Source organism: Marinobacter sp. NFXS9 (assembly GCF_040148665.1).
Taxonomy (GTDB): domain Bacteria; phylum Pseudomonadota; class Gammaproteobacteria; order Pseudomonadales; family Oleiphilaceae; genus Marinobacter_A; species Marinobacter_A mangrovi.
The window spans coordinates 119,124-144,376 of the sequence record NZ_JAGDDW010000010.1 but is presented as its reverse complement, the minus strand read 5'-3'; the positions used below and the strand labels follow the sequence as shown (position 1 = coordinate 144,376).

The window sequence follows — 25,253 nt, the reverse complement described above, 5'->3', positions numbered from 1 at the left end:
TTTCTGGCCAACTCCATCAGAATGACTGAACATGCATAACGCCATTACGATCGACGCCCTCAAGGTCCTCGACGCCATCGACCGCCGGGGCAGTTTTGCCGGTGCGGCGACGGAACTGTTCCGGGTTCCCTCCGCCATCAGCTACACCGTTCAGAAACTGGAGGACGACCTGGACATCGAGATTTTCGACCGCTCCGGCCACCGGGCCAAACTGACGCCGGCCGGGCGCTACCTGCTCGAGAAAGGCCGGGCCCTGCTGGACGCCGCCGATACGCTGGCGCACGCGACCAAACAGGTTGCCCAGGGCTGGGAAACCCGCATCAAGATTGCGGTGAACTCGCTTCTGCCCGTCGAGGCCCTGTTCCCGGTCGTCCAGGATTTTCAGGCCCTGGGCGTGCCGGTGGAGATCCAGTTGGTGGAAGAGGTGTTTGCCGGCGCCTGGGATGCGTTGCAATGCCGGCGCGTCGATCTGGTCTTTGGCGCCGACTCGGTCAGCCGTCCGGCCGGCCCCTTCACCACCCGTATACTGGGCCAGGTGCCATTCACCTATGCCGTATCCCCGGATCACCCGCTGACCCGAGAGTCCGGCCCCATCGGTGAAGAAACCATTGCCCGCTTCCCGGCCATTGTCGCCGCCGATACCGCGCGCCACATGCAACCGGCCACCGCCGGCATTTTCTCCCGCCAGCGTACGATCACCGTCAGCAACATCGAGCAGAAGATACAGGCCCAGGCTGCCGGACTGGGCGTCGGCTGGCTGCCGGAACCGCGGGTGCGTGAGCAGCTGGCCCGGGGCGAACTGGTTGCCATTGACGTGGAAGCCGTACGCCAACCCGTCGTCCTCCACCTGGTCCGACACCAGGAAAGCCAGACCGGGGAACGGGTCTGCCAGGGCAATGCGCTGAAGTGGTTCTGGGACCGACTGTCCCAACCCAACCAGTTCAGGCGCTGGATCGACCCACACACCCAGTAGATTGAGCGGAAAGGCCTCACAGGCCCATAAAAAAGCCCGCAATGACACTCGACGCCATCAGGCGGGCAGCGCAAAATGGCCTCGCGTCGATTTTTTTGTCAGGCCGTTAACGCAGGGAGTTTTTCATGCGGCAGTTGTCCGAACTGGATGCCTCTTTCCTTTACCTGGAGTCCGACACCGCACCGATGCACATCGGCGGCATTTACATCTTCGATGGCCAGGATTGCCAGAAACCTCTCTCGTTCAGCACTTTCGTGTCCTATCTGCGCAGCCGACTCCATGTGGTACCCTTCTTCCGGGAAAAGCTGCAGCCCATTCCGTTTCGTCTGGGCCACCCCTACTGGGTCGACGATGCCAATTTCTCGATCGAACGCCACCTGGCGTATGTGAAGATGGGGGCCCGCAATGACCAGGACAGCCTGATGGCCCTCGCTTCGCGCATCCTGCAGGAACCCCTGAAACGGGATCGCCCGCTCTGGCACATCACGTTCGTGGATGGCCTGCGGACGCCCGGCACCCCGGAAGAGGGCGAGGACGCCCGCGGCTTCGCCCTGATTGTCCGACTGCACCATGCGGCCATCGACGCCTTCAGCGGCGAGGAAATCATGGGCAAACTGCTGGAGTACAGCCCCACGCCTGACCCGATTCGTCCGCCACAACCCTGGCACCCGCGGCCCGCACCCAGCGAGCAGCGCGCACTGTTCCAGGTCGGCACCAACCTCCTGCGCAAGCCGTTCCGCATCGCGTCACTGGCGGCCAACGCCGTCGAGGCTACCACCCGCGGCATGATCCAGAAGCAGCTGCGCAAGCTGCCCTTGCCACTGCCGCTATTCTCGGCTCCCCACAGCCCGTTCAATCGGCAGATCACCGGCAACCGTCAAATCCTCGGCAAAAGCCTGCCCCTTTCGCGCCTGAAGAGCATCAAGGTCGCCATTGGGGACGTGACCCTCAACGATGTCGTACTGGGCTTGTGCGCGGAAGTGCTGCGCCGCTACATGGAAGAACATGAGGCCGACCTGACTCGTTCGCTGGTGGCCATGACGCCGGTGTCGGTGCGTTCCAAAAGCCTGCGCCGCCCGACGGGAAACCAGATGTCAGCCATGCTGCTCGACCTGGCCACTGACCAGCCCTGCCCGGCCTCGCGAATCCGGCGAATCCACTGGAATGCCGTTGCCTCCGAACCCTACCAGGAAGCCATCGCCGCGGACCGCCTGACCGAACTGGTGCCGTCAACCATGCTTGCGCTTTCCGCGCGGCTCTACAGCGAATTGCAGCTGGCCCAGCGTTATCAGCCGGTGTTCAACGTCCCCATCACCAACGTGCCGGGGCCGCAGGTGCCGCTGTACCTGCAGGGCGCCCGACTCAGCCACCAATACAACTCCGCGCCGCTGTTCGACAGCATGGGCCTGGTAATCGTGGCCGTCAGCTATGAAGGCCAACTAACCCTCAACTTCACGCTGTGCCCGGATGTGGTGCCGGACGGTCATCGTTTGGTGGACCTGGTGGAGGACAGCCTGCAGGCGATCGAAACGGCGGCAGAGAACCTGCCGGCCGAAATGCCGCCTGAGCTGGAACGATCGGGTCACGGCTCGACCCTTCTGGACGACACCTTGCATCTGATTGAAGGTGCCATCCAGAAATCCATTCGCAAGCTCCGCGATTGAGCAAGCCCCTGAATCGGCATGGGTCTGGCCCAATATCACGCGCATAAAAAAACCGGGCCAAGGCCCGGTTTTTCGCTTCCTGGAACGCTTACTGGAATGCCCAGCGCAGGAAGTCTTTCTTTTCGTCAGTGGAGGCACGCTCCCAGAGAACCTTGAGACCCTCGAGTGTCGGCAGGTTATTCGCCGCCGATGGCACCGCCGGCGTCTGAGCCGGAGTCGTTGAGGAAGAGGCCGATGCGGCACCGGCAGCCGCGCCAGCGGTTGCAGAAGACGCCGTCTGCGGAGCACCCGGCAAAGTCGGTAATTGCGGTGTTTGCTTCACCACCTCAGAGGACACCGCCACCTGACGATCCTGCTCATTCACCACCTTGGCCTGGAAGTTCTGGCGGATACGCTCCGCTTCGCTGCGGGTTTCAGCCTTGGGCAGAACAAAATGATAGGACTCGCCGGCGCGGGCATTGATCACGACCTGCTGCGGATCCGTCTCAACCACGTGCACCTTGGACTCGCCATTATCCACGACACCCTGCTTGGCCCAGATCGTCTTGTAGGTGAACACCACCGTGTTTTGGCCCGGCAGCAGCTGATAGGTCAGTTCCAGGTCATCCGTCAGGTAGTTGGCCATGTCCTGACCATTTACGGACACGATCTGCACAGAACCGGGCTTGTGCAACAGGGCAACCTGACCCGGCTGCGCTTCAGGACCTTCCCAGGTTTGCACCTGCTTGAAGGAGCTCGTACTGCAGCCCGCCATGGCGACAACGGCGAACAGTGCGGCCATTAGCTTCAAACACGTGAAAAATCCCTGTCCGTTCTGACCAGATGCCATGAAAACCTCGCGATAATAATTCAGTGAAGGAAGGCCGTGGCCCCGCCAGAGGCGCGGCGGCCGAAGGGGCATTTTGACGATTGCCTCAGCCGAGCGCAAGACGGCGACCTGTCCCCGGCAACCGCCTGTCGTACCGGTCGCAAACTTTTGATTGAAATCGGACCCATTTGCATTAAATTGAATGGATCGGCATCCATTACACAATAACGAGAAAACGCAACCGGAGGGTTAGGGAGACGCCAGATGGACACCAACAATCGCACGGGTGAAGCCGGCCCGGTGCCCTTTCGCAGCAGTCGCTTTTTCTGCGTCGGCGGCCAATGGTACTTCACCACCAGGGAAGGTTTTGACAGCGGTCCTTTCGCCTCCCGCGACCGGGCGGAAACCGGTTTGCGGCGTTTCCTGCATGTGGTCAGCCTGCTGCCCGAAGATATGCACTGACCCGCCAACACCGCATTAAAGGGCAAACGGTATCAGCGTCTGATCGACCACATAGACCAATGCCATCGCCATAAACCCGGCGATCACGTCGTCGATCATGATGCCGAGCCCGCCGGGCGTATGCCGATCGATCCAACTGATCGGCCAGGGCTTGAGCACGTCGAAGAAACGGAACGCAACGAAAGCGATCAGGACCCCCTCCAGCGTCTGTGGATGCAGCCCGAGAACGATCCACATGCCCACAAATTCATCCCAGACAATACCGCCGTGGTCATGGACCTTGAGATCCTCGGCCGTTTTGCCGCAAAGCCAGATTCCAAGCAGGAAAAACCCGGCAACAGCAACCCAGTACATCGGGCCCGGCAGCCAGAACAGCAGCCAGTAAAGCGGAATGGCGGCCAGACTGCCCCAGGTTCCCGGCGCCCGGTTGATCGCGCCACTCCCAAAACCAAAGGCCAGCAGATGCACCGGATCTCGCAGAAAATGCGGTGGCAGTAAGGGCTCGATCTGTTCTGGCTCCTCGGGCAACGAGGGATCAGTCATTAGCGACTCCGAAATGCTCATAACCGGACCGCAGCGGAGACGCATCCTGGTCGGCGTTCGTCAGTGTCAGGCCCGGCTCGGCAACGATTTCCCCGATCACCTGAACGGGAACGGGACTTTTCTGTTTCACCGCATCCCAGTGTCGGGCAGGCAGCGCAAAGCATAGTTCATAGTCGTCACCGCCCCGCAACGCGTGGTTGATCGCCTGCTCGCCGGCTAATGCATTCAAAGCGGGAGACAACGGAATTCGAGCGGCATCGATGACGGCGCCACAGCCGGAGGCCTGCAGAATGTGCCCCAGATCGGCCAACAAGCCGTCGGATATATCGATCGCCGCACTGGCACGACCACGCAGGGCCTGCCCCAAATCCAGACGGGGCTCCGGCTGATGATATTTTTGCAGAAGTGCTTGCTGCTGTTCGCTGGGAGCAGACTTATTCAAACAGTCGAGGGCTGCAGCGGCATCCCCCAGGGTGCCGGAGACCGCCACCAAGTCGCCAGGCCGGGCGCCGCTGCGTAACAACGCCTCGCCATCCGGCACGGAGCCATGCACCTGGAGTGTCAGTGTCAGGGGGCCGCGGGTCGTATCACCGCCAGCCAGCGCCAGACCGAAATCCTCAGCGGCTTGCGCCAGCGCTGCGGCAAACGGATCCAGCCAGTCGGGATTCGCCTCTGGCAACGTGAGTCCCAGCGTGAAACACACCGGCTCAGCACCCATCGCGGCAAGATCACTGGCCGCCACGGCCAGGGCGCGCCGGGCAAGCCGGTCCGGGGCGTACCCCCGGGGGAAATGGATACCATCCACCAGGGTGTCCATCGAAAACACCAGAACCTGCCCCGGCTTGATGCGCTGAATCGCACAGTCATCGCCAATTCCGAGCACCACCTCCGGATGCACCGTACGCTGGGCTACCGGCTGGAAATACTGCCGGATCAACTCGAACTCGCCCATCATCAACTCCAGTGCCCCGGCCGGATCAGCGTGGCCGGGTCTCCGCCAGTCGCAGGCGACGACTCAATTTGTCGAGCACGCTGTTAACGAACTTGTGGCCTTCGGTACCGCCAAAGCGTTTGGCCAGCTCGATCCCCTCATTGATCACGACCCGGTAAGGCACGTCGATGCGGTGCTTGAGCTCGTAGGTGCCCAGGCGCAGGATCGCCAGCTCGATCGGATCCACCTCACCCAGCGGCCGGTCGAGGAACGGTTCGAAGGTGCGATCCAGATCGTCCTGCTCGCGGTGAATGCCGCGCAGCAGATCCCGGAAATAGGCGGAGTCCACCTTGGACATGTCGTTGTCCACCATGAATTCCGCCTCGATGTCGCTGATCGAGCTCTTCGAATAATGGCGATGGTAGAGCGCCTGCATCACGAGGGCGCGCGCACGGCGGCGCTCACCGGCTTTCGGGGCGCTGCTGCCGGGGCTTTCCGGCGCGGTTGGTTCCTGGTCGCTCATCACTCACCTATCTTCTTGAACAGGCTGACCATTTCCAGCGCGGTCACGGCAGCTTCAGCGCCCTTGTTACCGGCCTTGGTGCCGGAACGCTCAATCGCCTGTTCGATGGAATCGACGGTCAATACGCCAAAGGCCACCGGTACGTCGGTGTCCAGACTGACCGCGCCCAGACCGCTGGAGGCCTCACCGGCCACATAATCGAAATGCGGCGTACCCCCACGAATCACGGCGCCCAGGGCGATGATCGCATCGTACTCGCCGGTTTCAGCGACCCGCTTGACCGCCAGCGGCATTTCATAGGCGCCGGGCACCCGGACGACCGTGATATCGCTCTCCGCGATGCCATAGCGGCGCAGCGTGTCGATCGCGCCGTCGACCAGACTTTCTACGACGAACGCATTGAAGCGGCCAACGACGAGCGCATAACGCCCGCTGCACTGGGTGAAATCACCTTCCAGCGTCTTGATTCCAGACATGTCTAACTCCTGTTTCCCGGACCCGTCACCACGGACGCCGGCGGTTTATGGGTTGAAGGGCAGGTATTCCACAACTTCCAGGTCGAAGCCGGAAATCGCGGAGAACTTGATCGGTGCACTCAGCAGGCGCATCTTGCCCACGCCCAGGTCACGCAGGATCTGGGAGCCCGTGCCGACGGTGAAGTAGACACCGGAACTGCCCTTGGCGGCCGATCGGGGCCCTTCGTCAAAAAATTCGTGAATGCGGTCGTCCAGATTGTAGCTGTCTTCGCCACTGTTCAGGATGACCACGACACCGCGGCCTTCCGCACCCACTTTCTCCAGCGCCCGGTGCAGGGGCCAGCTGTGGGAACCGGTGCGCCGCGCGCCCAGCAGATCGCGCAGGGTGTCGGTGATATGGACTCGCACCAGGACCGGCTCGCCCTCCTGAACATTGCCCATGGTCAGCGCCAGATGGGTGCCGCCCTGAATGGTGTCACGATAGGTGTGCAGCTGGAATACGCCGTACTCCGTATCCAGCTCATGCTCCTCGATGCACTCGATGGTGCGCTCGTGCAGGGTGCGGTAGTGGATCAGGTCGGCGATGGTGCCGATTTTCAGGCCATGCTCCTGGGCAAAGGTTTCCAGATCCTCGCGGCGGGCCATGGAACCGTCGTCGTTCATGATCTCGCAGATCACGCCAGTCGGCTCAGCACCCGCCAGGGCCGCCAGATCACAGGACGCCTCGGTATGCCCGGCCCGGCTGAGCACGCCGCCCGGATCGCTCATCAGCGGAAAAATGTGCCCCGGCTGCACAATGTCAGAGGGCTTCGCATCTTTCGCCGCTGCCGCGAGCACGGTGCGCGCACGATCGGCCGCAGAAATACCGGTACTGACACCTTCCGCCGCCTCGATCGACAGCGTGAACTTGGTGCCGAAGCCGGACGCGTTCTTCTGCACCATCAGGGGCAGGTCCAGCTGTTCGCAACGCTGGCGCGTCATGGGCATGCAGATCAGGCCGCGACCATGGCGAGCCATGAAGTTGATGGCCTCCGGCGTGCAGAATTCCGCCGCCATCACCAGATCGCCTTCGTTCTCCCGGTCCTCGTCGTCCATCAGGATGACCATCTTGCCCTGACGGATGTCCTCAATAATCTCTTCGATCGTGTTCAGTGCCATAACAGATTGCACCCTTTGCTCAGAAAACAGGTCACGGTCACCCGACGCCGGCCACTGTGCGGCCTCAGGCAACCACAGCGGCCGGCGTCAGGATCAAGCGTAGATCATCACCGATCTGGCGACGGTCACGGACCTTCCAGAATTTGCGGTCGGCCATCCGGGTCAGTGGCAGATCCACCGTCGGTCGACCGTCACTGCCCAGGAACACCGGCGCCTGGTACAGCCAGAATTCATCCGCCAGTTGCGCCGCCACCACGGCGCCGGCCAGCGTTGGTCCAGCTTCCACCAGAACCTCATTGATGCCCGCCTCGGCGACAGCCCGGGCCACATTCAACAGATCCACTCGCCCGGTGACACACGGCAGCGGTTGTATACGAGCTCCACGAGCGGTCAGTTTGCGGGCCGCTTCGCTGTCGGCCACCGCGTCGCTGCAGAAAATCCAGACCGGACCGGTAGTCAGCACCCGCGCGGTCGGCGGCGTGCGCAGCTGGCTATCCAGGATAATCCGCTGCGGCTGCGGCCCCGGAGGCACCGCTTCGTGCAGATCGCCCATGTCATCGGGACGCACCGTCAGCGATGGGTCATCGGCGAGGATCGTCCCCACGCCGGTCAGTATGGCATCGCTCATGGCACGCAGGCGCTGGACGTCACGGCGGGCGGCGGGCCCGGTGATCCATTGGCTTTCACCCGAAGCCATGGCGGTCCGTCCATCCAGACTGGCCGCCACTTTCACCCGGAAAAGCGGCCGGCCGCTGCGCATCCGGTAAAGGTAGCCCGGATTGAGCGATTCGGCTTCGGTAGACAGGACACCTTCCGCCACCTCGATACCGGCGTCGCCCAACCGCTTGAGGCCTCGTCCGGCCACCGAAGGATTGGGATCCGTCATGGCTACCACAACCCGGCTCACACCGGCTTTCACCAGCGCATCGGCACAAGGGGGCGTACGCCCATAATGGCTGCAAGGCTCGAGGGTGACATAGACCGTGGCCCCGCGGGCTCGCTCGCCTGCAGCGCGCAGGGCATGTACTTCGGCGTGGGGTTCGCCGGCCCGTTCGTGCCAGCCCTCACCGACGACTTCGTCGCCTACGCAGATGACGCAGCCCACACGGGGATTGGGATGGGTGGAAAAACGTCCACGCCAGGCCAGCTGAATGGCACGAGCCATCATGGCGGCATCGGTCCGGGCCTGCTCATCACGGGAGTTCAATGCAGCGGCCCTTCAGTCTTTGGATTTGTCGGGCGCCGTCAGCGCCTTGGCGACGTCGACCGCATCCGCCTTGTCGCCCATGTGGACGGTCAGACGTTCAATCTCTTCCTTGAATTCGTTGATATCCTGGAAACTGCGATAGACGGAGGCAAAGCGGACGTAAGCGACCTGATCCAGCTGGCGCAGCTCGGTCATCACTTCCTCACCCAGCTCCATGGATTTGATCTCCCGCTCGCCCCGGGCACGCAGCCGGAACTTGATGCGGTTCAGCGACGCTTCGATTTCCTCAATACTGACCGGCCGCTTCTCCAGCGCTTTCATGATGCCGGAGCGCAGCTTGTCCTCATCGAAAGGCTGGCGCGTGCCGTCCTGCTTGACCACGCGGGGCATGACCAGTTCCGCCGACTCGAAGGTCGTGAAACGCTCCTTGCAGGACAGGCACTCACGGCGACGCCGCACCTGGTCGCCCTCGGCAACCAGTCGCGAGTCGATCACCTTGGTATCTGCTTCGCCGCAAAACGGACAATGCATGGTGGCTACTCCCAGCCCGTCAGGGCGCCTGCAGGCGCCCGCTCAGTGTATCGACGCTCAGCCGGCGTACACCGGGAAACGCTTGCACAGATCTTCGACCTGTTCGCGTACGCGGTTGATCGTCGACTCGTTGTCCAGGTCATCCAGGATGTCACAGATCCAGCCGGCCAGGTCACGGCACTCGCCTTCCCCGAAGCCACGGGTAGTGACCGCCGGAGTCCCGATGCGCAGACCGGACGTGACAAACGGTGAACGCGGGTCGTTCGGCACGGCGTTCTTGTTGACGGTGATGTGAGCCTTGCCCAGCGCGGCATCCGCGTCCTTACCGGTAATGTCCTGCTTGATCAGGCTCAGCAGGAACAGGTGGTTCTCGGTACCGCCGGAGACCACATCGAAACCACGCTCGACGAAGACACTGGCCATTGCCTGGGCGTTCTTGATGACCTGCTTCTGGTAGTCCCGGAACTCATCGCCCATGGCTTCCTTGAAGCACACGGCCTTGGCAGCGATCACGTGCATCAGCGGACCGCCCTGGCCACCCGGGAAGACGGCGGAATTCAGCTTCTTCTGGATGTCTTCGTCGGCACAGGCCAGGATCAGACCACCACGGGGACCGCGCAGGGTCTTGTGGGTGGTGGTGGCGACCACGTGGGCGTGGGGCATCGGGTCCGGATAAACGCCGGCGGCGACCAGGCCGGCTACGTGGGCCATGTCCACGAACAGGTAGGCACCGACTTTGTCCGCAATCGCGCGGAAGCGGGCAAAATCCAGGTGCTGTGAATAGGCTGAGAAGCCGGCCACGATCATCTTCGGTTTGTGCTCATCAGCCAGACGCTCGACTTCGTCGTAGTCGATCAGACCGGTTTCCGGGTTCAGGCCATACTGGACGGCCTTGTAGATCTTGCCGGAGAAGTTGACGGAAGCCCCGTGGGTCAGGTGGCCGCCGTGGGCCAGACTCATGCCCAGTACGGTGTCGCCCGGCTTGACCAACGCCATGTACACGGCACTGTTGGCCTGGGAGCCGGAGTGCGGCTGGACGTTGGCGTACGCGGCGCCGAACAGCTTCTTGGCGCGTTCGATGGCCAGTTCCTCGACCACGTCGACGTGCTCGCAGCCGCCGTAGTAACGCTTGCCGGGATAGCCTTCAGCATACTTGTTGGTCAGGACGCTGCCCTGCGCTTCCATGACTCGCGGGCTGGTGTAGTTCTCGGACGCAATCAGCTCGATGTGAGCTTCCTGCCGTTCGGTTTCTGCCTGGATGGCGTTCCAGACATCATCATCGAAGCCGGCGATTTTCATATCACGGTTAAACATGGATGCGCTGCCCCTGTATGGCTGATCAGAAATTTGGAGGGCCCGTATTCTAGCCCAAAAGCCCGCCTTAAATCATCTTTTAACCCGCATGATACGGGTTTTTCGCGGGCGACGTTACAGGCCTAGCCGAATTGCCAAAACCACCCCGTTTCGCTACCGTAGTACGCCTTCTAGAACTGATCTTTTCCGGGGTCCCGACGCGGTTATCCACACCCCGGCCGTCCCCAATTCAACCAGAGGACACTGCCTAAAAATGGCTCAATACGTCTACACCATGAATCGCGTGGGCAAAGTCGTCCCGCCCAAGCGCGAAATCCTCAAGGACATTTCCCTGAGCTTCTTCCCCGGCGCCAAGATCGGCGTACTGGGTCTGAACGGCGCCGGTAAGTCGACGCTGCTGCGTATCATGGCCGGCATCGACCAGGACTACATCGGCGAAGCCCGTCCGCAGCCCGGCATCAACGTCGGCTACCTGCCGCAGGAGCCGGAACTGGACGACAGCAAGACCGTAAAGGAAATCGTCGACGAAGCGGTTTCAGGCGTTCACGACGCCTTGGCGGAACTGGACCAGGTCTATGCCGCCTATGCCGAGCCGGACGCGGATTTCGACGCCCTGGCCAAGAAGCAGGGCGAGCTGGAAAGCTTCATCCAGGCTGCCGACGGTCACGACATCGAGCGCAAACTGGAAGTCGCCGCCGACGCGCTGCGTCTGCCGGCCTGGGACGCCAAGGTGGTCAACCTGTCCGGTGGTGAGCGCCGCCGTGTCGCCCTGTGCCGTCTGCTGCTGTCCAGCCCGGACATGCTGCTGCTGGACGAGCCCACCAACCACCTGGATGCCGAATCCGTGGCCTGGCTCGAACGCTTCCTGCACGACTTCAGCGGCACCGTGGTAGCGATCACTCACGATCGTTACTTCCTCGACAATGTCGCCGGCTGGATCCTGGAACTGGACCGCGGCCAGGGTATTCCTTTCGAAGGCAACTACAGCCAATGGCTGGAAGCCAAGGAGAAGCGACTGGAAATCGAGGCCAAGCAGGAAGTGGCCCGCCAGAAGACCATCAAGCACGAGCTGGAGTGGGTGCGCAGCAACGCCAAGGGCCGCCAGTCCAAGAGCAAGGCCCGCCTGGCCCGTTTCGAGGAGATGAGCTCCCAGGATTTCCAGAAGCGCAACGAGACCAACGAACTGTACATTCCGCCCGGACCGCGCCTGGGCGACAAGGTGATCGAGGTCGACGGCGTGAGCAAGGCCTTTGAAGGTCGCCTGCTCTATGAAAACCTGGATTTCCGGGTACCGCCGGGCGCCATTGTCGGCATCATCGGGGGTAACGGTGCGGGTAAATCCACCCTGTTCCGCATGATCGCCGGCGTGGACCAGCCGGATGCCGGCACCATCACCGTTGGCGAAACCGTCAAGCTGGCCTACGTCGATCAGATGCGCGACCTGGACGGCGACAAGACCGTCTGGGAAGAGCTGAGCGACGGCCAGGACATCATCCAGGTGGGCAACTACCAGACGCCATCCCGCGCCTACGTGGGCCGTTTCAACTTCAAGGGCAGCGACCAGCAGAAGCGGGTCGGCGACCTGTCAGGCGGCGAGCGTAACCGACTGCACCTGGCCAAGCTGCTGAAGGAAGGCGGCAACGTCCTCCTGCTGGACGAACCGACCAACGACCTGGACGTGGAAACCCTGCGGGCGCTGGAAGAGGCGCTGCTCAATTTCCCGGGCGCCGCGCTGGTGATCTCGCACGACCGCTGGTTCCTGGACCGTGTGGCCACCCACATTCTCGCCTTTGAGGGCGACAGTGAAGCCGTATTCTTCGAAGGCAACTTCACCGAATACGACGAAGACCACAAGCAGCGCAAGGGCGACTCCGCGATGGTGCCCCAGCGCATGAAGTACAAGAAGCTGGCCTGATCCCAGCGCCGGCAGCCGGTCGCCCGACCGGCTGCCCTCCCCTTTTCCCGACGATCGAGCAACCATGGCCAAGACCAAGACCGCCTACGTGTGCACCGAATGCGGTGCGGATTACTCCAAGTGGCAGGGCCAGTGTTCCGCCTGCTCCGCCTGGAACACCATCAGCGAAGTCCGCGGCGTCAGCAGCTCGAGCGGCGGCGGCAATCGGGGATCACGCTTCGAGGGCTTTGCCGGCAGCCTGTCCGGCGTCCAGTCGCTGGATTCGGTCAGCCTGACCGAACAATCCCGCATCAGCTCCGGCATGAAGGAGCTGGACCGGGTGCTGGGCGGCGGTCTCGTGGAAGGCTCGGCGATTCTGATGGGCGGCCATCCCGGGGCGGGCAAGAGTACCCTGTTGCTGCAGACGGTGTGCAATCTGGCGGGCCAGTACCCGGCGCTCTACGTCACCGGTGAGGAATCCATGCAACAGGTGGCTCTGCGGGCCAAGCGCCTGGGCGTCCCGACCAGTGACCTCAAGATGCTGTCCGAAACGAGTGTCGAGCGCATCATCCAGGTGGCTGAGACTGAAAAACCACGCATCCTGGTGGTGGACTCGATCCAGGTGATGCACGTTAGCGACGTGGAATCCGCGCCCGGCAGCGTGTCGCAGGTGCGTGAAAGCGCCGCCTACCTGACCCGCTTCGCCAAGCAGACCGGCACCATCCTGTTTTTGGTGGGCCACGTCACCAAGGACGGCAGCCTCGCCGGCCCGAAGGTGCTGGAACACATGATCGACTGCTCGATCCTGCTGGAAGGCTCCAGTGACAGCCGGTTCCGTACCCTGCGCGGCATCAAGAACCGCTTCGGCGCGGTCAACGAGCTGGGGGTGTTCGCCATGCTGGAACAGGGCCTGAAAGAGGTGAAAAACCCCAGTGCCATTTTCCTCAATCGCGGGGAGGATGCCGCACCCGGCAGTGTGGTCATGGTGGTCTGGGAAGGCACCCGGCCGATGCTGGTGGAGGTTCAGGCTCTGGTGGACCTGTCGCAGGGCAGCTACCCAAGACGGGTCGCCGTCGGCACCGACCAGAACCGACTCGCTATGTTGCTGGCCGTGCTGCATCGCCATGGCGGCATGCACGTGGCCGATCAGGACGTGTTCGTCAACGTGGTGGGCGGCGTCAAAGTCAGCGAAACCAGCGCCGACCTGGCCATCCTGGCGGCGATCGTGTCGTCATTCCGGGACAAGGCATTACCGCAGGATCTGGTGATTTTTGGCGAGGTGGGTCTGTCCGGCGAAATCCGCCCGGTACCCAGCGGCCAGGAACGCATCTACGAAGCCGCCAAGCACGGCTTTATCCGTGCCGTGGTGCCCAAGACGAACGTGCCGCGCAAGCCGCTGGAAAACATGCGGGTGATCGCGGTGACCAAGCTGAGCGAAGCCCTGGACGCCCTGCTCGAACTCGCCAACTGACTGCAGCGAGCGCTCAGTCTCTCTCGATCAGATGACGCAGTTCTCGATCCAGCAACGACGGGTCGCCCAGGTTGAGTTCGACCAGACGCTTGAGATGAGAGGCACTGTCCAGGTCGATGTACTGGCATTGGAAGCCCAGATGATCACCTTCCACATGGCGCAACGCCACGGCCATGACAATACCGCTGTCCAGATCGTTCAGGTGGATGGTGATTTCGAACGGATGCTTCAGCTTGGCCGTCCAGTTTGCGGGACGGCGCACCAGCACGCCTTTCATGGAGATATCCAGCACTTCACTGTGCCAGACGTCCTCTCCGGCGTGGATATCGCAGGGTGCATCGAACAGGATGCGTTCAAAGCGGCGACGTTCAGTCGATTGGCTCACCGTGACAGTCTCTTGTTATTGCAAGCAAGGGCAAGGGCCGCTGAAGCACTTTAACGTTCACTTCAACGACGCTCACCTATCACTATAGCCCCGCATACGGGGGCAACCAACCCAATCACCTCGATCGCGGGCTACTTGCCGCCGTGGTAAGGCGGACTCAGCTCGCAGACCGCGCGAATGAAGGCATCCGCGTGGCTCGGATCGACATCCGGCGTGATGCCATGCCCAAGGTTGAAGATATGGCCGGATCCCTCGCCGAAACGCGCCAGGATGTGCGCCACTTCTTCGCGAATCCGCTCAGGCGGTGCGTACAGCATGGTCGGGTCCATATTGCCCTGCAGCGCGACACGGTCGCCGACCCGGGCACGGGCCTCGCGAATGTCCGTGGTCCAGTCCAGACCCAGGGCGTCAGCACCGGACTCCGCCATCGACTCCAGCCACTGCCCACCGTTCTTGGTGAACAGGATGACCGGCACGTGGCGGCCTTCGTGCTCGCGGATGAGGCCGTCCACGATCTGTTTCATGTAGGCCAGTGAGAACTCGGTGTAGGCCCAACTCGGCAGCACGCCGCCCCAGGTATCGAAAATCTGCACGGCCTGGGCGCCGGCACGAATCTGGGCATTGAGGTAGTCGGTCACCGCATCCGCCAGCTTGCCGAGCAGCGCATGCATCACCGCCGGTTCGCTGTAGAGCAACCGCTTGGCTTCGCGGAAGTCCTTGGAGGAGCCGCCTTCGACCATATAGGTGGCCAGCGTCCACGGACTGCCGGAGAACCCGATCAACGGCACGCTGCCGTTCAGGGCCTTGCGAATGGTAGCCACCGCAGAGACCACATAGTCCAGGTCGGTGTCCGCCGTCAGGGTGGGCAGCGCTTCGACGTCGGCCGCCGAACGCACCGTATTGCGGAACTTGGGCCCTTCGCCCGTCTCGAAATACAGGCCCAGACCCATGGCGTCCGGAATGGTCAGGATGTCGGAAAACAGGATGGCGGCATCCAATGGATACCGCTCGAGGGGCTGCAGCGTCACCTCACAGGCGAGTTCGGCATTCCGACACAGACTCATGAAATCGCCGGCCTTGGCGCGAGTCGCCCGGTACTCCGGCAGGTAACGTCCTGCCTGGCGCATCATCCAGACCGGTGTGCGATCCACCGGCTGGCGCTGAAGTGCGCGCAGGAACCGGTCATTCATGAGTGCTGACATAATGCCCCTTATTCAATCTGTCTGTGCCGTTGTATTGCGGCTGCTCTCGTTAGACATCCAGGTAATCGAGGATACCTTCGGCCGCCTGGCGCCCTTCCCAGATAGCCGTTACGACCAGATCCGAACCGCGGACCATGTCGCCGCCGGCGAAGATCTTCGCATTGGACGTCTGGAACGGGTACTCCGCCTCTTCCGGTGCCGCCACACGGCCGGAATCGTCGATGCTCACATCCAGCTTGTTGAACCATTCCGCCGGACTCGGACGGAAACCGAAAGCCACCAGGACGGCGTCGGCCGGGATCACCTCTTCACTGCCCGGCACCACTTCCGGACGACGGCGACCGTTCTCGTCCGGCTCGCCCAGGCGAGTCTGGATGACCTTGATGCCTTCGACCCGGTCCTCGCCAATGATGGCGATCGGCTGACGGTTGAACATGAACTTGACGCCTTCTTCCTTGGCGTTGGCCACCTCGCGACGGGAGCCTGGCATATTCGCCTCGTCCCGACGATAGGCACATGTCACGCTGGCTGCCTGCTGACGAATCGCGGTGCGGTTGCAGTCCATCGCCGTGTCACCACCGCCGAGGACCACCACGCGCTGGCCTTTCATATCGATGAACTCGCTGTCCGTCGCGGAAAAGCCCAGACGGCGGTCGACGTTGGACACCAGGTACGGCAGCGCGTCGTAGACACCCGGCAGGTCTTCGCCCGGGAAGCCACCTTTCATGTAGGTGTAGGTGCCCATGCCCATGAAGACGGCATCGTATTCGTCGATGATGTCTTCCAGAAGCACATCAGTGCCCACGTCCGTAGACAGGCGGAACTCGACGCCCATGGATTCGAAAATCTCACGGCGGCGCGCCATGACGCTCTTTTCCAACTTGAACTCGGGGATACCGAAGGTCAGCAGACCACCGATTTCCGGGTAGCGGTCAAAGACCACCGGTTTAACGCCGTTGCGGGCCAGGATGTCGGCACAGCCGAGGCCGGCCGGACCGGCGCCGATCACCGCGACCTTCTTGTCGGTCCACTTGACGTGAGACAGGTCCGGGCGCCAGCCCAGGGCAAAGGCGGTGTCGGTAATGTACTTCTCGACTGAGCCGATGGTGACCGCGCCATAACCGTCGTTCAGGGTACAGGCCCCTTCACACAGACGGTCCTGCGGGCAAACCCGGCCGCAGACTTCCGGCAGGGAGTTGGTCTGGTGGCACAGCTCGGCCGCCTCCAGGATGTTGCCCTCGGACACCAGCTTCAGCCAGTTCGGGATGTAGTTGTGTACCGGGCACTTCCACTCGCAGTACGGGTTACCACAGTGCAGGCAGCGATGCGCCTGACTGGCAGCGTCTTCCTGCTTGAACGGGTGGTAGATTTCCTGGAATTCCTTTTTCCGTTTACTGGCCGGAACCTTCTTCGGGTCGACACGGCCAACCTCGATAAACTGGAAATCGTTATTCAGTCTCTCTTTCATCACGCGACTCTCAAGTATTCAATTTCGATGCGGGGTTCAGGTGGCGCCGCCGATGTGGCGCGTGCGGCCGTTATTCCGGTCGCGCCCGAGTGCTGGCCAGCAGGGTGCGCAGGCTTGCCGCCTTGGGCTTTACCAGCCAGAACCGGCCAATATAGTCATCGAAATTGTCGAGGATGTGCTCCGCCCATTCGCTCTGGGTCTCCGTCACATGCTCACGGATTACGCTGCGAAGATGGTTGCGGTACGGCTCCATGTCTTCGCTGGAAATACGCTGGATTTCCACCAGCTCGTGGTTGTACTTGTCCACGAAGGTGTTCTGCTGGTCCAGGACGTAGGCGAAACCGCCCGTCATACCGGCCCCGAAGTTGTGGCCGGTATTGCCCAGTACGGTCACCAGACCGCCGGTCATGTACTCACAGCAGTGGTCACCCACGCCTTCAACGACGGCATGCGCCCCGGAATTCCGGACACCGAAACGCTCACCCGTGGTGCCCGCGGCGTAGAGTTTGCCGCCGGTCGCCCCGTAGAGACAGGTGTTGCCGATGATCGACGTATCCTGGGTCTTGAAGCTGCTTTCCCGCGGCGGACGGATAACCAGTTTGCCGCCGGTCATGCCTTTACCGACGTAGTCGTTGGCATCGCCTTCGAGGATCAGGTTCAGGCCACCGACGTTCCAGACGCCGAAGCTCTGCCCGGCCGTGCCGGTCAGCTCCAGCGTGATCGGCGCGCCGACCATCCCCTGGTTGCCGTGCAACTGGGCGATTTCACCCGAGATCCGGGCACCGATGGAGCGATCGCAGTTGGTGACGCGGTATTGCCAGGTGCCACCGGCCTTATTGGTGATCGCTTCGCTCACGTCACTGACCATCTGCTCAGCCAGCGTACCTTTATCGAAAGGCGTGTTGCGCTCCACCTGACAGGTATGCGGTTTGTCCGCCGGAATGTGATCGTTCTGCAGCAGCGGATTCAGGTTCAACTTCTGCTGACGCGGCGTGTCGCCCGGCAGGACTTCCAACAGATCGGTCCGGCCCACCAGCTCTTCCAGGCTGGTGACACCCAGCTTGGCCATCCATTCCCGGGTTTCCGCCGCCACGAAGCGGAAGAAGTTCATCGCCATTTCGACGGTGCCCTTGAAGTGATCTTCACGCAGCTGATCGTTCTGGGTGGCGACACCGGTCGCGCAGTTGTTCAGGTGACAGATCCGCAGGTATTTACAGCCGAGCGCCACCATCGGGGTGGTGCCAAAGCCGAAGCTTTCCGCACCCAGGATGGCTGCCTTGACCACGTCCAGACCGGTCTTCAGACCGCCGTCCGTCTGCAGGCGAATCTTGCCGCGCAGGTCATTACCGCGCAGCGCCTGATGCGCTTCGCTCAGCCCCAATTCCCATGGGGAGCCGGCGTAGCGGATCGAAGTCAGCGGGCTGGCTGCGGTACCGCCGTCGTAACCGGAGACGGTGATCAGATCGGCGTAGGCCTTGGCGACACCGGCCGCGATGGTACCGACACCCGGCTCGGATACCAGCTTGACCGACACCAGCGCTTTCGGGTTGACCTGTTTGAGGTCAAAGATCAGCTGCGCCAGATCCTCGATGGAGTAGATATCGTGGTGCGGCGGCGGTGAAATCAGGGTGACTCCCGGTACGGAATAGCGCAGACGGGCGATCAGTTCGTTGACCTTGCCACCCGGCAGCTGGCCGCCCTCACCGGGCTTGGCGCCCTGAGCCACCTTGATCTGCATGACGTCGGCGCTGCGCAGGTATTCCGCGGTCACACCAAAGCGGCCGGAGGCCACCTGTTTGATCTTGGAGCGTTTCTCGGTGCCGTAACGGGCGGGATCTTCACCGCCCTCACCGGAGTTGGAACGGCCGCCCAGGGTGTTCATCGCTACCGCCAGTGCCTCGTGGGCTTCCGGCGACAGCGCGCCCAGGGACATGGCCGCAGAGTCGAAGCGCGGGAAAATGGCTTCCACCGGCTCAACGCTGTCCAGATCCACCGCCTTGATGTCCTTGCGGAAGGTCAGCAGGTCGCGCAGGGTCGCCACCGGACGCTCGTTTACCAGGCCGGCGTATTCACGATAGGTGCCGTAGTTACCGTCGATGACCGCACGCTGCAGGGTGTTCACAACGTCCGGATTGAACGCGTGGTATTCCTGCCCGTGGACGTATTTCAGGACACCGCCCTGGGCGATGGGCTTACGCTGCTTCCAGGCGTTACTGGCGAGCAGCTCCTGATCCTGCTGGAAATCGTAGAAACCGGCACCCTGGATGCGGCTCGGCACTTCACAAAAGCACAGGTCGACCACTTCGTCGGCCAGACCAATGGCTTCAAACAGCTGGGCACCACGGTAAGACGTGATCGTCGAGATGCCCATCTTGGACAGGATCTTGAGCAGGCCCTTGTTGATGCCTTTGCGGTAGTTATTCTTGGCCTCGATCGGATCCATCATGACTTCACCGGTGCGGATCAGGTCATTGAGGATCTGGTACGACAGGTACGGGTAAACCGCCGTCGCGCCAAAGCCGAACAGCACGGCAAAGTGGTGCGGATCCCGCGCCCAGCCGGTTTCGATGATCAGGTTGGAGTCCGAACGCAGGCCTTTGCGGACCAGATGGTGGTGCACGGCGCCGGTTGCCATCATCGCGTTGACGGGCAGTTCGCCTTCCTTGAGGTCCTTGTCGCTCAGGATCAACAACACCTTGCCGTTGCGCACGGCCTGCTCGGCCTCGTCACAGACGGCTTCAATGGCCTGCTTGAGCCCCAGCTCAGGACGGTAGCTCAGGCGGATCCGCTCGACTTCAAAGCCCGGCCGGTCGTTGCTCTCGATGCGCAGGAATTTGGCCGGCGACAGCACCGGTGTGGACAGGATAATCCGGTTGGCGTGATCCGGCGTTTCCTCGAACACGTTGCGCTCAGCCCCCAAGCAGGTCTCCAGCGACATGACGATGGATTCCCGCAGCGGGTCGATCGCCGGGTTGGTCACCTGGGCGAACTTCTGACGGAAAAAGTCAGCTGCGTGGCGAACCTTGCTGGACAGCACAGCCATCGGCGTATCGTCGCCCATGGAGCCCACAGCTTCCTGGCCACTTTCGGCCAGCGGGCGCAGCACCTGGTCCCGCTCTTCGAAGGACACATGGAACATCTTCTGATGGATTTTCAGCTCGTCGCTTTCCATCAGTTTGAATTCCGGGGTGTCCTGGTTCAGCGTCGCCTCGACCCGCAGGGCGTTCTCGCGCAGCCAGCGCTTGTAGGGCTGTGCGCTCTTCAGGCGCTGGTCGATATCCTTGGTGTGCAGGACTTCGCCGGATTCGGTATCGATCGCCAGCATCTGGCCCGGTCCAACACGGCCCTTGGCCACGACGTCTTCCGGTTTGTAGCTGTAGGTGCCGATTTCGGACGCCAGTGTGATGAAGTCATCCTTGGTGATAACCCAGCGCGCCGGGCGCAGACCGTTCCGGTCCAGCATACATACGGCATGACGACCGTCGGACAGCACCAGACCAGCCGGACCATCCCACGGCTCCATGTGCATGGAGTTGTATTCGTAGAAGGCCCGCAGATCGGAATCCATGGTGTCGACGTTCTGCCAAGCGGGCGGAATCATCATCCGCACCGCACGGAACAGGTCGACACCACCGGCCAGCAGGATTTCCAGCATGTTATCCATACTGGAGGAGTCGGAACCGGTCCGGTTGACCAGCGGCTGCAGGGTCTGCAGATCCGGCAGATCCGGCGACTTGAACTTGGAGGCACGGGCGATCGCCCAGTTCCGGTTGCCCTCGACGGTATTGATCTCGCCATTGTGCGCCAGGAAGCGGAATGGCTGCGCCAGCGGCCAGCGCGGCATGGTGTTGGTGGAGAAGCGCTGGTGGAAGACACAGATGGCCGTATGCAGGTCCGGGTCGCCCAGATCCTGATAGAAGGTGGGCAGATCCACCGGCATCATCAGGCCTTTGTAGGAGATCGTCTTGTGCGACAGGCTGCAGATGTAGAATTCGGGATCATCCGCCATCTCGCGCTCGGCGTGGCGGCGCCCCAGGAACAGACTGATACCGAATGCCGGCTCATCCTTGCCCGCCGGCTCAACGAACACCTGCTCTATACGCGGCAAACAGTCCATCGCCATGGGGCCGAGGCAACTGCTGTCCGTCGGCACTTCACGCCACCCGACGATCTCCAGCCCCTGGTCGACAAGATGCTTTTCGAGGGTCTTGCGGCCCCGTTCGGCTTTCTTCTCGTCCTGATCGAGGAAAATCATGCCAACGCCGTACAGGTCGCCGAGCGTCTTGCCCAGACTTGCCTTGGCGGCCTTGCGCAGGAATGCGTCAGGTTTCTGCAGCAACAAGCCACAGCCGTCACCGGTCTTGCCGTCCGCCGCAATCCCACCACGGTGGGTCATGCAGGTCAGCGACTCGATGGCAGTTTGCAGCAACTTGTGGCTGGCATCGCCCTTCATATGGGCAATCAGGCCGAATCCACAGTTGTCCCTGAACTCACCGGGATGATACAAACCTGTCATCATAAGCGTTCTCTCACTAAAATATTCTTTTCAATCAACAGGATAGGTGCCGAGCCCAGGCACATTACCCACTGACACTGAAAATGGGGGCTGGCCATTTTACATGCGCAGTAATACGTACTCAAATCGTTGAGCGATTTTTAACGCACTGACGGAATATAAAATTGATGAGATTGGAACAAAAAAGAATAAAAACCGCACCGTAAGTGCCGGGACGGCTTACTTCCTGGCAACGACGCTGCGCCAGTTGCGAATCAGACCTGACGGCCCTGGCACATCATCAAAGGCCGGACTGCGAGCGAATCCAGACGTCGTGCTCGGCCAACCCCTGTGGCAGATCGCTCACGGCCTGACGGGCCTCGTTACGACTGGAGAATTGCCCGTACACCACAACATACCACGGTTTGCCCTTTCTTGTAGAGCGGGTGTAGACCATGCCCTCAATGTCCGGGTGCTCACTCAGGAAGTCGAGAGCCGTCTTTTCCTCGTAACCTGCGATAAACTGCGCTGTCAGGCCTGCGCCGGCCCGAAGTGCTTCGACAGGCGTGAAACGATCAGGTGCCTGCGGCTTGAAAGCCCGCCCGGGAGTCTCATCGGCGGTTTGGTCGGCGGAGACCGCTGCCTCTGTGTCAGCCTGAGCTGTCGATGCATTCGGTTGTGGTTGATTGTTCTCGTTGGATGTCTCCGCCGGTGCTGCCTCCGGCTCAGCCACCACATTGGCCTGATCAGCCGGGGTCGGCTGCGGCACTTCCTTTGACTCAGCCTCGGATGGTTGCGCTATCGCCGCGACAGAGTCCGCTGCAGCCACCTCGTCCGCCTTTGGCTCGTCAGCCGCAAGCGCTTCGTCCCCGGCGACTGGCGATTGATCGTGCGCCCCATCGCCGGCTGGCGCATCTGTAGGAACCTCATTGGCCTTGGCCTCGGAAGCCGATATCGGATCGTTCAGCGACACATCGGGAGCCGATCGTTGTGGAGAAGACGTCGTTTCAGCCTCTGGGTGCCAGGACTCCTCATCGGGCCCCAATCTTATGGTTTTGCGCTCAACGGGCGCCGGCTGGTCGTTCTGGTGTGCAACCACATCATCGTACTGCCAGGACACCATAAGCCATGAGCCGCCCAGCAAGAGCAACACCGCTAGCGGAATGACCAGTTTTCGCGGACTCATGCGGTTTCGTCTTGCCGCCGGCTGATGGCCAGCCATGTCCAGCCAGACGGCGGGCGCGGTTCGCTTGAGACGACCGAAACTGCCCTGCCCCAACTCATGCAGTTTTTTCAGGTGGCTCGCCGCTAACAGCACATCCGGATCACCCCCGGCCTTGGCGATTCTTGGCCGAAGGTAATCGGCAATTTCATCGCGATTCAGAGGTCGCAGATGAATCTGGTGAGCCTGATGCTGCAGACCGCCCCCTTCGCTGTCCAGCATATCGAGCAAGGTATCCGAGCCGGAGAGCACGGGGACGGCCGCCTGCCCCCGATCCGCATGCGTAAACGCCGCCACCAGCATCCGCAACATCGGCGCCGCCATATGATCCGCGTCATCGACCAGCAGGATGATACGGCGGCCCCGGAGAGTCGCCTTCTCACTCCACTTGAAGAAGTTGTAAATCGCGTCGCGGACCGTGCGCCCGGTAGCCAGCCCCTGATGGGCAATCGCCAGCAGGCAATCGGCCAGAGCCTGTTCGCTGGCCAGATCGGTGGTGCTCAGACGCTGAAAATCGAGGCGATCGGACTCGTGACGGACCAGTTCGGCCAGCACGCGGGTTTTGCCGGCACCCCGGGCGCCGGTGACCAGGATGGCCATATCTCCGAATGCCGCCAGGTGACGCAGGGTTTCCAGCGAATACTCGCGCTGCCCTCCGGGGTAGAAAGGCACGTCCATGGCAAGCGGATCCTGGCCCAGCCCATAGCGGGACTGGAGTCGTTGAAACAGACCACCGGGGTCGCTGGTCAACTGTTCGTCAACTGCCATGGCATCTTCCGTGTTCGTAATTCGCGATACTCAGTTGCAAAACCGGGCGAGCGTTTCGTCCAGCTTTTGTGCGGGGAAGTCCGAGGTCACGACCGCTTTGCCCAGCGATTCCAGCAGAACCAGCCGCAGCGCCCCATCGACATTCTTCTTGTCGACCGCCATCAGCCCCAGAAAATCGTCCGGCGTCATTCCAGCGGGCGGCTCAAGCGGCAGATCGCCACGTTGCAGGATGCGGGCAACACGCTCCAAATCGTCATCACTGAGATAACCAAGACGGCAGGACAGGTCAGCCGCCATCAACATGCCGGTTCCGACGGCCTCGCCGTGTAACCAGGTGCCATACCCGGTAAAGGTTTCGATAGCGTGGCCAAACGTGTGGCCAAGATTGAGAATGGCACGTAACCCGCCCTCCTTCTCATCCACTGCGACCACCTCCGCCTTGCAGGCACAGGACTGGTAAATCGCTTCAACCATCGCGGTGGCGTCCAGTGACCGGAGGGCGGCCATATTGGCTTCCAGCCATTCCAGAAAGGCTGGCTCACGAATCAGGCCATATTTGATGACTTCCGCCAATCCCGCAGGCAGCTCCCGCGGCGGCAAGGTGCCCAGGGTATCCGTATCGATCAGCACGACTTCCGGCTGATGAAACGCGCCGATCATGTTTTTGCCAAGCGGATGGTTTATACCCGTCTTGCCGCCGACCGAGGAATCCACCTGCGACAACAACGATGTCGGAATCTGTATGAAGTGCACGCCACGCTGATAGCAGGCCGCCGCGAAGCCGGTCATATCGCCAATCACGCCACCACCCAGAGCAACCAGCGTCGTTTTCCGGGTATGCCGATTCTCCAGCAGGGCGTCGAAAATAAGGTTCAGCGTTTCCCAGTTCTTATACCGCTCGCCATCCGGAAGAACGACGCTGTCGACCGTCTTACCGGGGAACGATCCGGTCGCGCGCTCCAGATAAAGTGGTGCCACGGTCTCATTCGTCACGATCAGGACACGATCACCCCGGACATGGGAAGACAGGTCCACGGATCCAAGCAGCCCCTGGCCAATCAGGATCGGGTAGCTGCGCTCACCAAGATCGACCGTTAGCGTGCGTGCGACGTCAGGCATGTTTGTGTCCTTCCTTCCTCAGGTGCCGTTTCTTGCGGGACGTCCGTGGCTTGATGCGATTAATAAGTTGGCGCACGACGAGTCTCGGGCTCTTTTTATCCGTCATCATCACGATATCGGCAAGCTGGCTGTAAATCGGATTCCGTCGATCAAACAGATCCTGCAATACGGCGCGGGGATCGTCATGCTGGAGCAGCGGGCGGTTTCGATCACGCCGGGTGCGCTCAAACTGCTGGTCCACAGAGGTCTTGAGGTAAACGATCAACGCAGCCCGACGCAAACTGGCGTGGTTTTCTTCGCGCATGACCGCGCCGCCGCCAGTCGCGATCACAGCACCGGTTTCATGGGACAGCTCCTCCAGGATATTGCTCTCCCGGGTTCGAAAGCCGCTCTCGCCCTCGACATCGAAGATCCACGGAATATTGGCCCCACAACGCTCTTCGATCAGACGGTCGGAGTCGATAAAGCGATAGCCCAGTTCTCTGGCCAACAGGCGTCCAATCGTGCTTTTCCCGGCTCCCATAGGGCCCACGAGCACAATACGTTCCGGCAACGGCATAGTTCTGCTCAATCCAATACAGGGCGGTGAGCATAGCACAGGCGCCAATACCGCGATAAGCGCCCGTTCGCCTCGGTACA

At 61.7% G+C, this 25,253-nt stretch carries 21 protein-coding genes; 5 read left to right on the top strand and 16 right to left on the bottom strand.

Going from position 1 to position 25,253, the window contains the following annotated elements; genetic code table 11:
• Positions 1-31: 31 nt before the first annotated feature.
• Positions 32-973 carry a LysR family transcriptional regulator gene (locus tag J3364_RS15890; RefSeq protein ID WP_349559238.1) on the top strand — a complete coding sequence of 314 codons (942 nt, stop codon included), beginning with the start codon at positions 32-34 and terminating at the stop codon, positions 971-973.
• A 125-nt stretch (positions 974-1,098) separates the two neighbouring features.
• Positions 1,099-2,637 (top strand): WS/DGAT/MGAT family O-acyltransferase, encoded by a 1,539-nt coding sequence (locus tag J3364_RS15885; RefSeq protein WP_349559237.1) that lies wholly within the window; start codon positions 1,099-1,101, stop codon positions 2,635-2,637.
• 88 nt (positions 2,638-2,725) lie between these two features.
• Here J3364_RS15885 and J3364_RS15880 read toward each other — a convergent pair whose 3' ends face one another.
• Entirely contained in the window at positions 2,726-3,418 is a 693-nt protein-coding gene (locus tag J3364_RS15880; protein ID WP_349559236.1) for a DUF2057 family protein, read from the bottom strand.
• Positions 3,419-3,709: 291 nt separating this feature from the next.
• Between J3364_RS15880 and J3364_RS15875 the strand changes: the two genes are divergently transcribed.
• The gene (locus J3364_RS15875; RefSeq protein ID WP_123634194.1) at positions 3,710-3,907 is read left to right on the top strand and encodes a DUF6316 family protein; all 198 of its coding nucleotides are present in this window, start codon (positions 3,710-3,712) and stop codon (positions 3,905-3,907) included.
• A gap of 15 nt (positions 3,908-3,922) precedes the next feature.
• Here J3364_RS15875 and J3364_RS15870 read toward each other — a convergent pair whose 3' ends face one another.
• From J3364_RS15870 to glyA, 8 genes are all read right to left on the bottom strand, one after another.
• Complete coding sequence (locus J3364_RS15870) at positions 3,923-4,450, bottom strand: phosphatidylglycerophosphatase A family protein (protein ID WP_123634193.1); 528 nt, start codon at positions 4,448-4,450, stop codon at positions 3,923-3,925.
• Entirely contained in the window at positions 4,443-5,402 is a 960-nt protein-coding gene (gene thiL, locus J3364_RS15865) for a thiamine-phosphate kinase (RefSeq protein WP_349559235.1), read from the bottom strand. The genes J3364_RS15870 and thiL overlap by 8 nt, the downstream gene beginning before the upstream one ends.
• Positions 5,403-5,427: 25 nt before the next feature.
• Positions 5,428-5,904: a transcription antitermination factor NusB gene (gene nusB, locus J3364_RS15860; protein ID WP_123634192.1), complete on the bottom strand. Its 477-nt coding sequence runs from the start codon at positions 5,902-5,904 to the stop codon at positions 5,428-5,430.
• Entirely contained in the window at positions 5,904-6,380 is a 477-nt protein-coding gene (ribH, locus tag J3364_RS15855) for a 6,7-dimethyl-8-ribityllumazine synthase (RefSeq protein ID WP_349559233.1), read from the bottom strand. Before ribH ends, nusB begins: the two co-directional genes overlap by 1 nt.
• A 45-nt stretch (positions 6,381-6,425) precedes the next feature.
• A complete protein-coding gene (gene ribBA, locus J3364_RS15850) occupies positions 6,426-7,538 on the bottom strand; it encodes a bifunctional 3,4-dihydroxy-2-butanone-4-phosphate synthase/GTP cyclohydrolase II (RefSeq protein ID WP_123634190.1) in 1,113 nt (370 codons plus the stop codon).
• A gap of 64 nt (positions 7,539-7,602) precedes the next feature.
• Positions 7,603-8,706, bottom strand: coding sequence for a bifunctional diaminohydroxyphosphoribosylaminopyrimidine deaminase/5-amino-6-(5-phosphoribosylamino)uracil reductase RibD (gene ribD, locus J3364_RS15845; protein WP_349559257.1), 1,104 nt, complete (start codon positions 8,704-8,706; stop codon positions 7,603-7,605).
• A gap of 51 nt (positions 8,707-8,757) precedes the next feature.
• Entirely contained in the window at positions 8,758-9,276 is a 519-nt protein-coding gene (gene nrdR / locus J3364_RS15840) for a transcriptional regulator NrdR (protein ID WP_123634189.1), read from the bottom strand.
• 57 nt (positions 9,277-9,333) lie between these two features.
• Positions 9,334-10,590, bottom strand: a complete 1,257-nt coding sequence (gene glyA / locus J3364_RS15835; protein ID WP_203143929.1) for a serine hydroxymethyltransferase — start codon at positions 10,588-10,590, stop codon at positions 9,334-9,336.
• A 253-nt stretch (positions 10,591-10,843) separates the two neighbouring features.
• Here glyA and ettA point away from each other — a divergent pair, with 253 nt between their 5' ends.
• Together ettA and radA are read left to right on the top strand one after the other, a co-directional pair.
• A complete protein-coding gene (gene ettA, locus J3364_RS15830; RefSeq protein WP_349559232.1) occupies positions 10,844-12,505 on the top strand; it encodes an energy-dependent translational throttle protein EttA in 1,662 nt (553 codons plus the stop codon).
• Positions 12,506-12,569: 64 nt separating this feature from the next.
• Positions 12,570-13,955, top strand: coding sequence for a DNA repair protein RadA (gene radA / locus J3364_RS15825; RefSeq protein ID WP_349559231.1), 1,386 nt, complete (start codon positions 12,570-12,572; stop codon positions 13,953-13,955).
• 13 nt (positions 13,956-13,968) lie between these two features.
• Here radA and J3364_RS15820 read toward each other — a convergent pair whose 3' ends face one another.
• From J3364_RS15820 to aroK, 7 genes are all read right to left on the bottom strand, one after another.
• Positions 13,969-14,340 (bottom strand): PilZ domain-containing protein, encoded by a 372-nt coding sequence (locus J3364_RS15820; RefSeq protein WP_349559230.1) that lies wholly within the window; start codon positions 14,338-14,340, stop codon positions 13,969-13,971.
• A gap of 131 nt (positions 14,341-14,471) precedes the next feature.
• A complete protein-coding gene (hemE, locus tag J3364_RS15815) occupies positions 14,472-15,542 on the bottom strand; it encodes a uroporphyrinogen decarboxylase (RefSeq protein ID WP_349559229.1) in 1,071 nt (356 codons plus the stop codon).
• Positions 15,543-15,591: 49 nt separating this feature from the next.
• Positions 15,592-17,010 carry a glutamate synthase small subunit GltD family protein gene (locus J3364_RS15810; RefSeq protein ID WP_349559228.1) on the bottom strand — a complete coding sequence of 473 codons (1,419 nt, stop codon included), beginning with the start codon at positions 17,008-17,010 and terminating at the stop codon, positions 15,592-15,594.
• Between the two features lie 70 nt (positions 17,011-17,080).
• A complete protein-coding gene (gene gltB, locus J3364_RS15805) occupies positions 17,081-21,529 on the bottom strand; it encodes a glutamate synthase large subunit (protein ID WP_203143920.1) in 4,449 nt (1,482 codons plus the stop codon).
• Between the two features lie 277 nt (positions 21,530-21,806).
• On the bottom strand, positions 21,807-23,495 hold the full coding sequence (locus J3364_RS15800) for an AAA family ATPase (RefSeq protein WP_349559227.1): 1,689 nt from the start codon (positions 23,493-23,495) through the stop codon (positions 21,807-21,809).
• Between the two features lie 30 nt (positions 23,496-23,525).
• A complete protein-coding gene (gene aroB, locus J3364_RS15795) occupies positions 23,526-24,614 on the bottom strand; it encodes a 3-dehydroquinate synthase (RefSeq protein WP_349559226.1) in 1,089 nt (362 codons plus the stop codon).
• A complete protein-coding gene (gene aroK, locus J3364_RS15790) occupies positions 24,607-25,173 on the bottom strand; it encodes a shikimate kinase AroK (RefSeq protein WP_203143910.1) in 567 nt (188 codons plus the stop codon). Before aroK ends, aroB begins: the two co-directional genes overlap by 8 nt.
• Positions 25,174-25,253: the final 80 nt, after the last annotated feature.

What these genes read in the sequence shown, in the direction of transcription:
- J3364_RS15890 (WP_349559238.1), top strand. Translation starts at nt 32, where the DNA reads ATGCATAACGCCATTACGATCGACGCCCTCAAGGTCCTCGACGCCATC.
- J3364_RS15885 (WP_349559237.1), top strand. Translation starts at nt 1,099, where the DNA reads ATGCGGCAGTTGTCCGAACTGGATGCCTCTTTCCTTTACCTGGAGTCC.
- J3364_RS15880 (WP_349559236.1), bottom strand. Translation starts at nt 3,418, where the DNA reads ATGGCCGCACTGTTCGCCGTTGTCGCCATGGCGGGCTGCAGTACGAGC.
- J3364_RS15875 (WP_123634194.1), top strand. Translation starts at nt 3,710, where the DNA reads ATGGACACCAACAATCGCACGGGTGAAGCCGGCCCGGTGCCCTTTCGC.
- J3364_RS15870 (WP_123634193.1), bottom strand. Translation starts at nt 4,450, where the DNA reads ATGACTGATCCCTCGTTGCCCGAGGAGCCAGAACAGATCGAGCCCTTA.
- thiL (WP_349559235.1), bottom strand. Translation starts at nt 5,402, where the DNA reads ATGGGCGAGTTCGAGTTGATCCGGCAGTATTTCCAGCCGGTAGCCCAG.
- nusB (WP_123634192.1), bottom strand. Translation starts at nt 5,904, where the DNA reads ATGAGCGACCAGGAACCAACCGCGCCGGAAAGCCCCGGCAGCAGCGCC.
- ribH (WP_349559233.1), bottom strand. Translation starts at nt 6,380, where the DNA reads ATGTCTGGAATCAAGACGCTGGAAGGTGATTTCACCCAGTGCAGCGGG.
- ribBA (WP_123634190.1), bottom strand. Translation starts at nt 7,538, where the DNA reads ATGGCACTGAACACGATCGAAGAGATTATTGAGGACATCCGTCAGGGC.
- ribD (WP_349559257.1), bottom strand. Translation starts at nt 8,706, where the DNA reads ATGATGGCTCGTGCCATTCAGCTGGCCTGGCGTGGACGTTTTTCCACC.
- nrdR (WP_123634189.1), bottom strand. Translation starts at nt 9,276, where the DNA reads ATGCATTGTCCGTTTTGCGGCGAAGCAGATACCAAGGTGATCGACTCG.
- glyA (WP_203143929.1), bottom strand. Translation starts at nt 10,590, where the DNA reads ATGTTTAACCGTGATATGAAAATCGCCGGCTTCGATGATGATGTCTGG.
- ettA (WP_349559232.1), top strand. Translation starts at nt 10,844, where the DNA reads ATGGCTCAATACGTCTACACCATGAATCGCGTGGGCAAAGTCGTCCCG.
- radA (WP_349559231.1), top strand. Translation starts at nt 12,570, where the DNA reads ATGGCCAAGACCAAGACCGCCTACGTGTGCACCGAATGCGGTGCGGAT.
- hemE (WP_349559229.1), bottom strand. Translation starts at nt 15,542, where the DNA reads ATGTCAGCACTCATGAATGACCGGTTCCTGCGCGCACTTCAGCGCCAG.
- J3364_RS15810 (WP_349559228.1), bottom strand. Translation starts at nt 17,010, where the DNA reads ATGAAAGAGAGACTGAATAACGATTTCCAGTTTATCGAGGTTGGCCGT.
- gltB (WP_203143920.1), bottom strand. Translation starts at nt 21,529, where the DNA reads ATGATGACAGGTTTGTATCATCCCGGTGAGTTCAGGGACAACTGTGGA.
- J3364_RS15800 (WP_349559227.1), bottom strand. Translation starts at nt 23,495, where the DNA reads ATGGCAGTTGACGAACAGTTGACCAGCGACCCCGGTGGTCTGTTTCAA.
- aroB (WP_349559226.1), bottom strand. Translation starts at nt 24,614, where the DNA reads ATGCCTGACGTCGCACGCACGCTAACGGTCGATCTTGGTGAGCGCAGC.
- aroK (WP_203143910.1), bottom strand. Translation starts at nt 25,173, where the DNA reads ATGCCGTTGCCGGAACGTATTGTGCTCGTGGGCCCTATGGGAGCCGGG.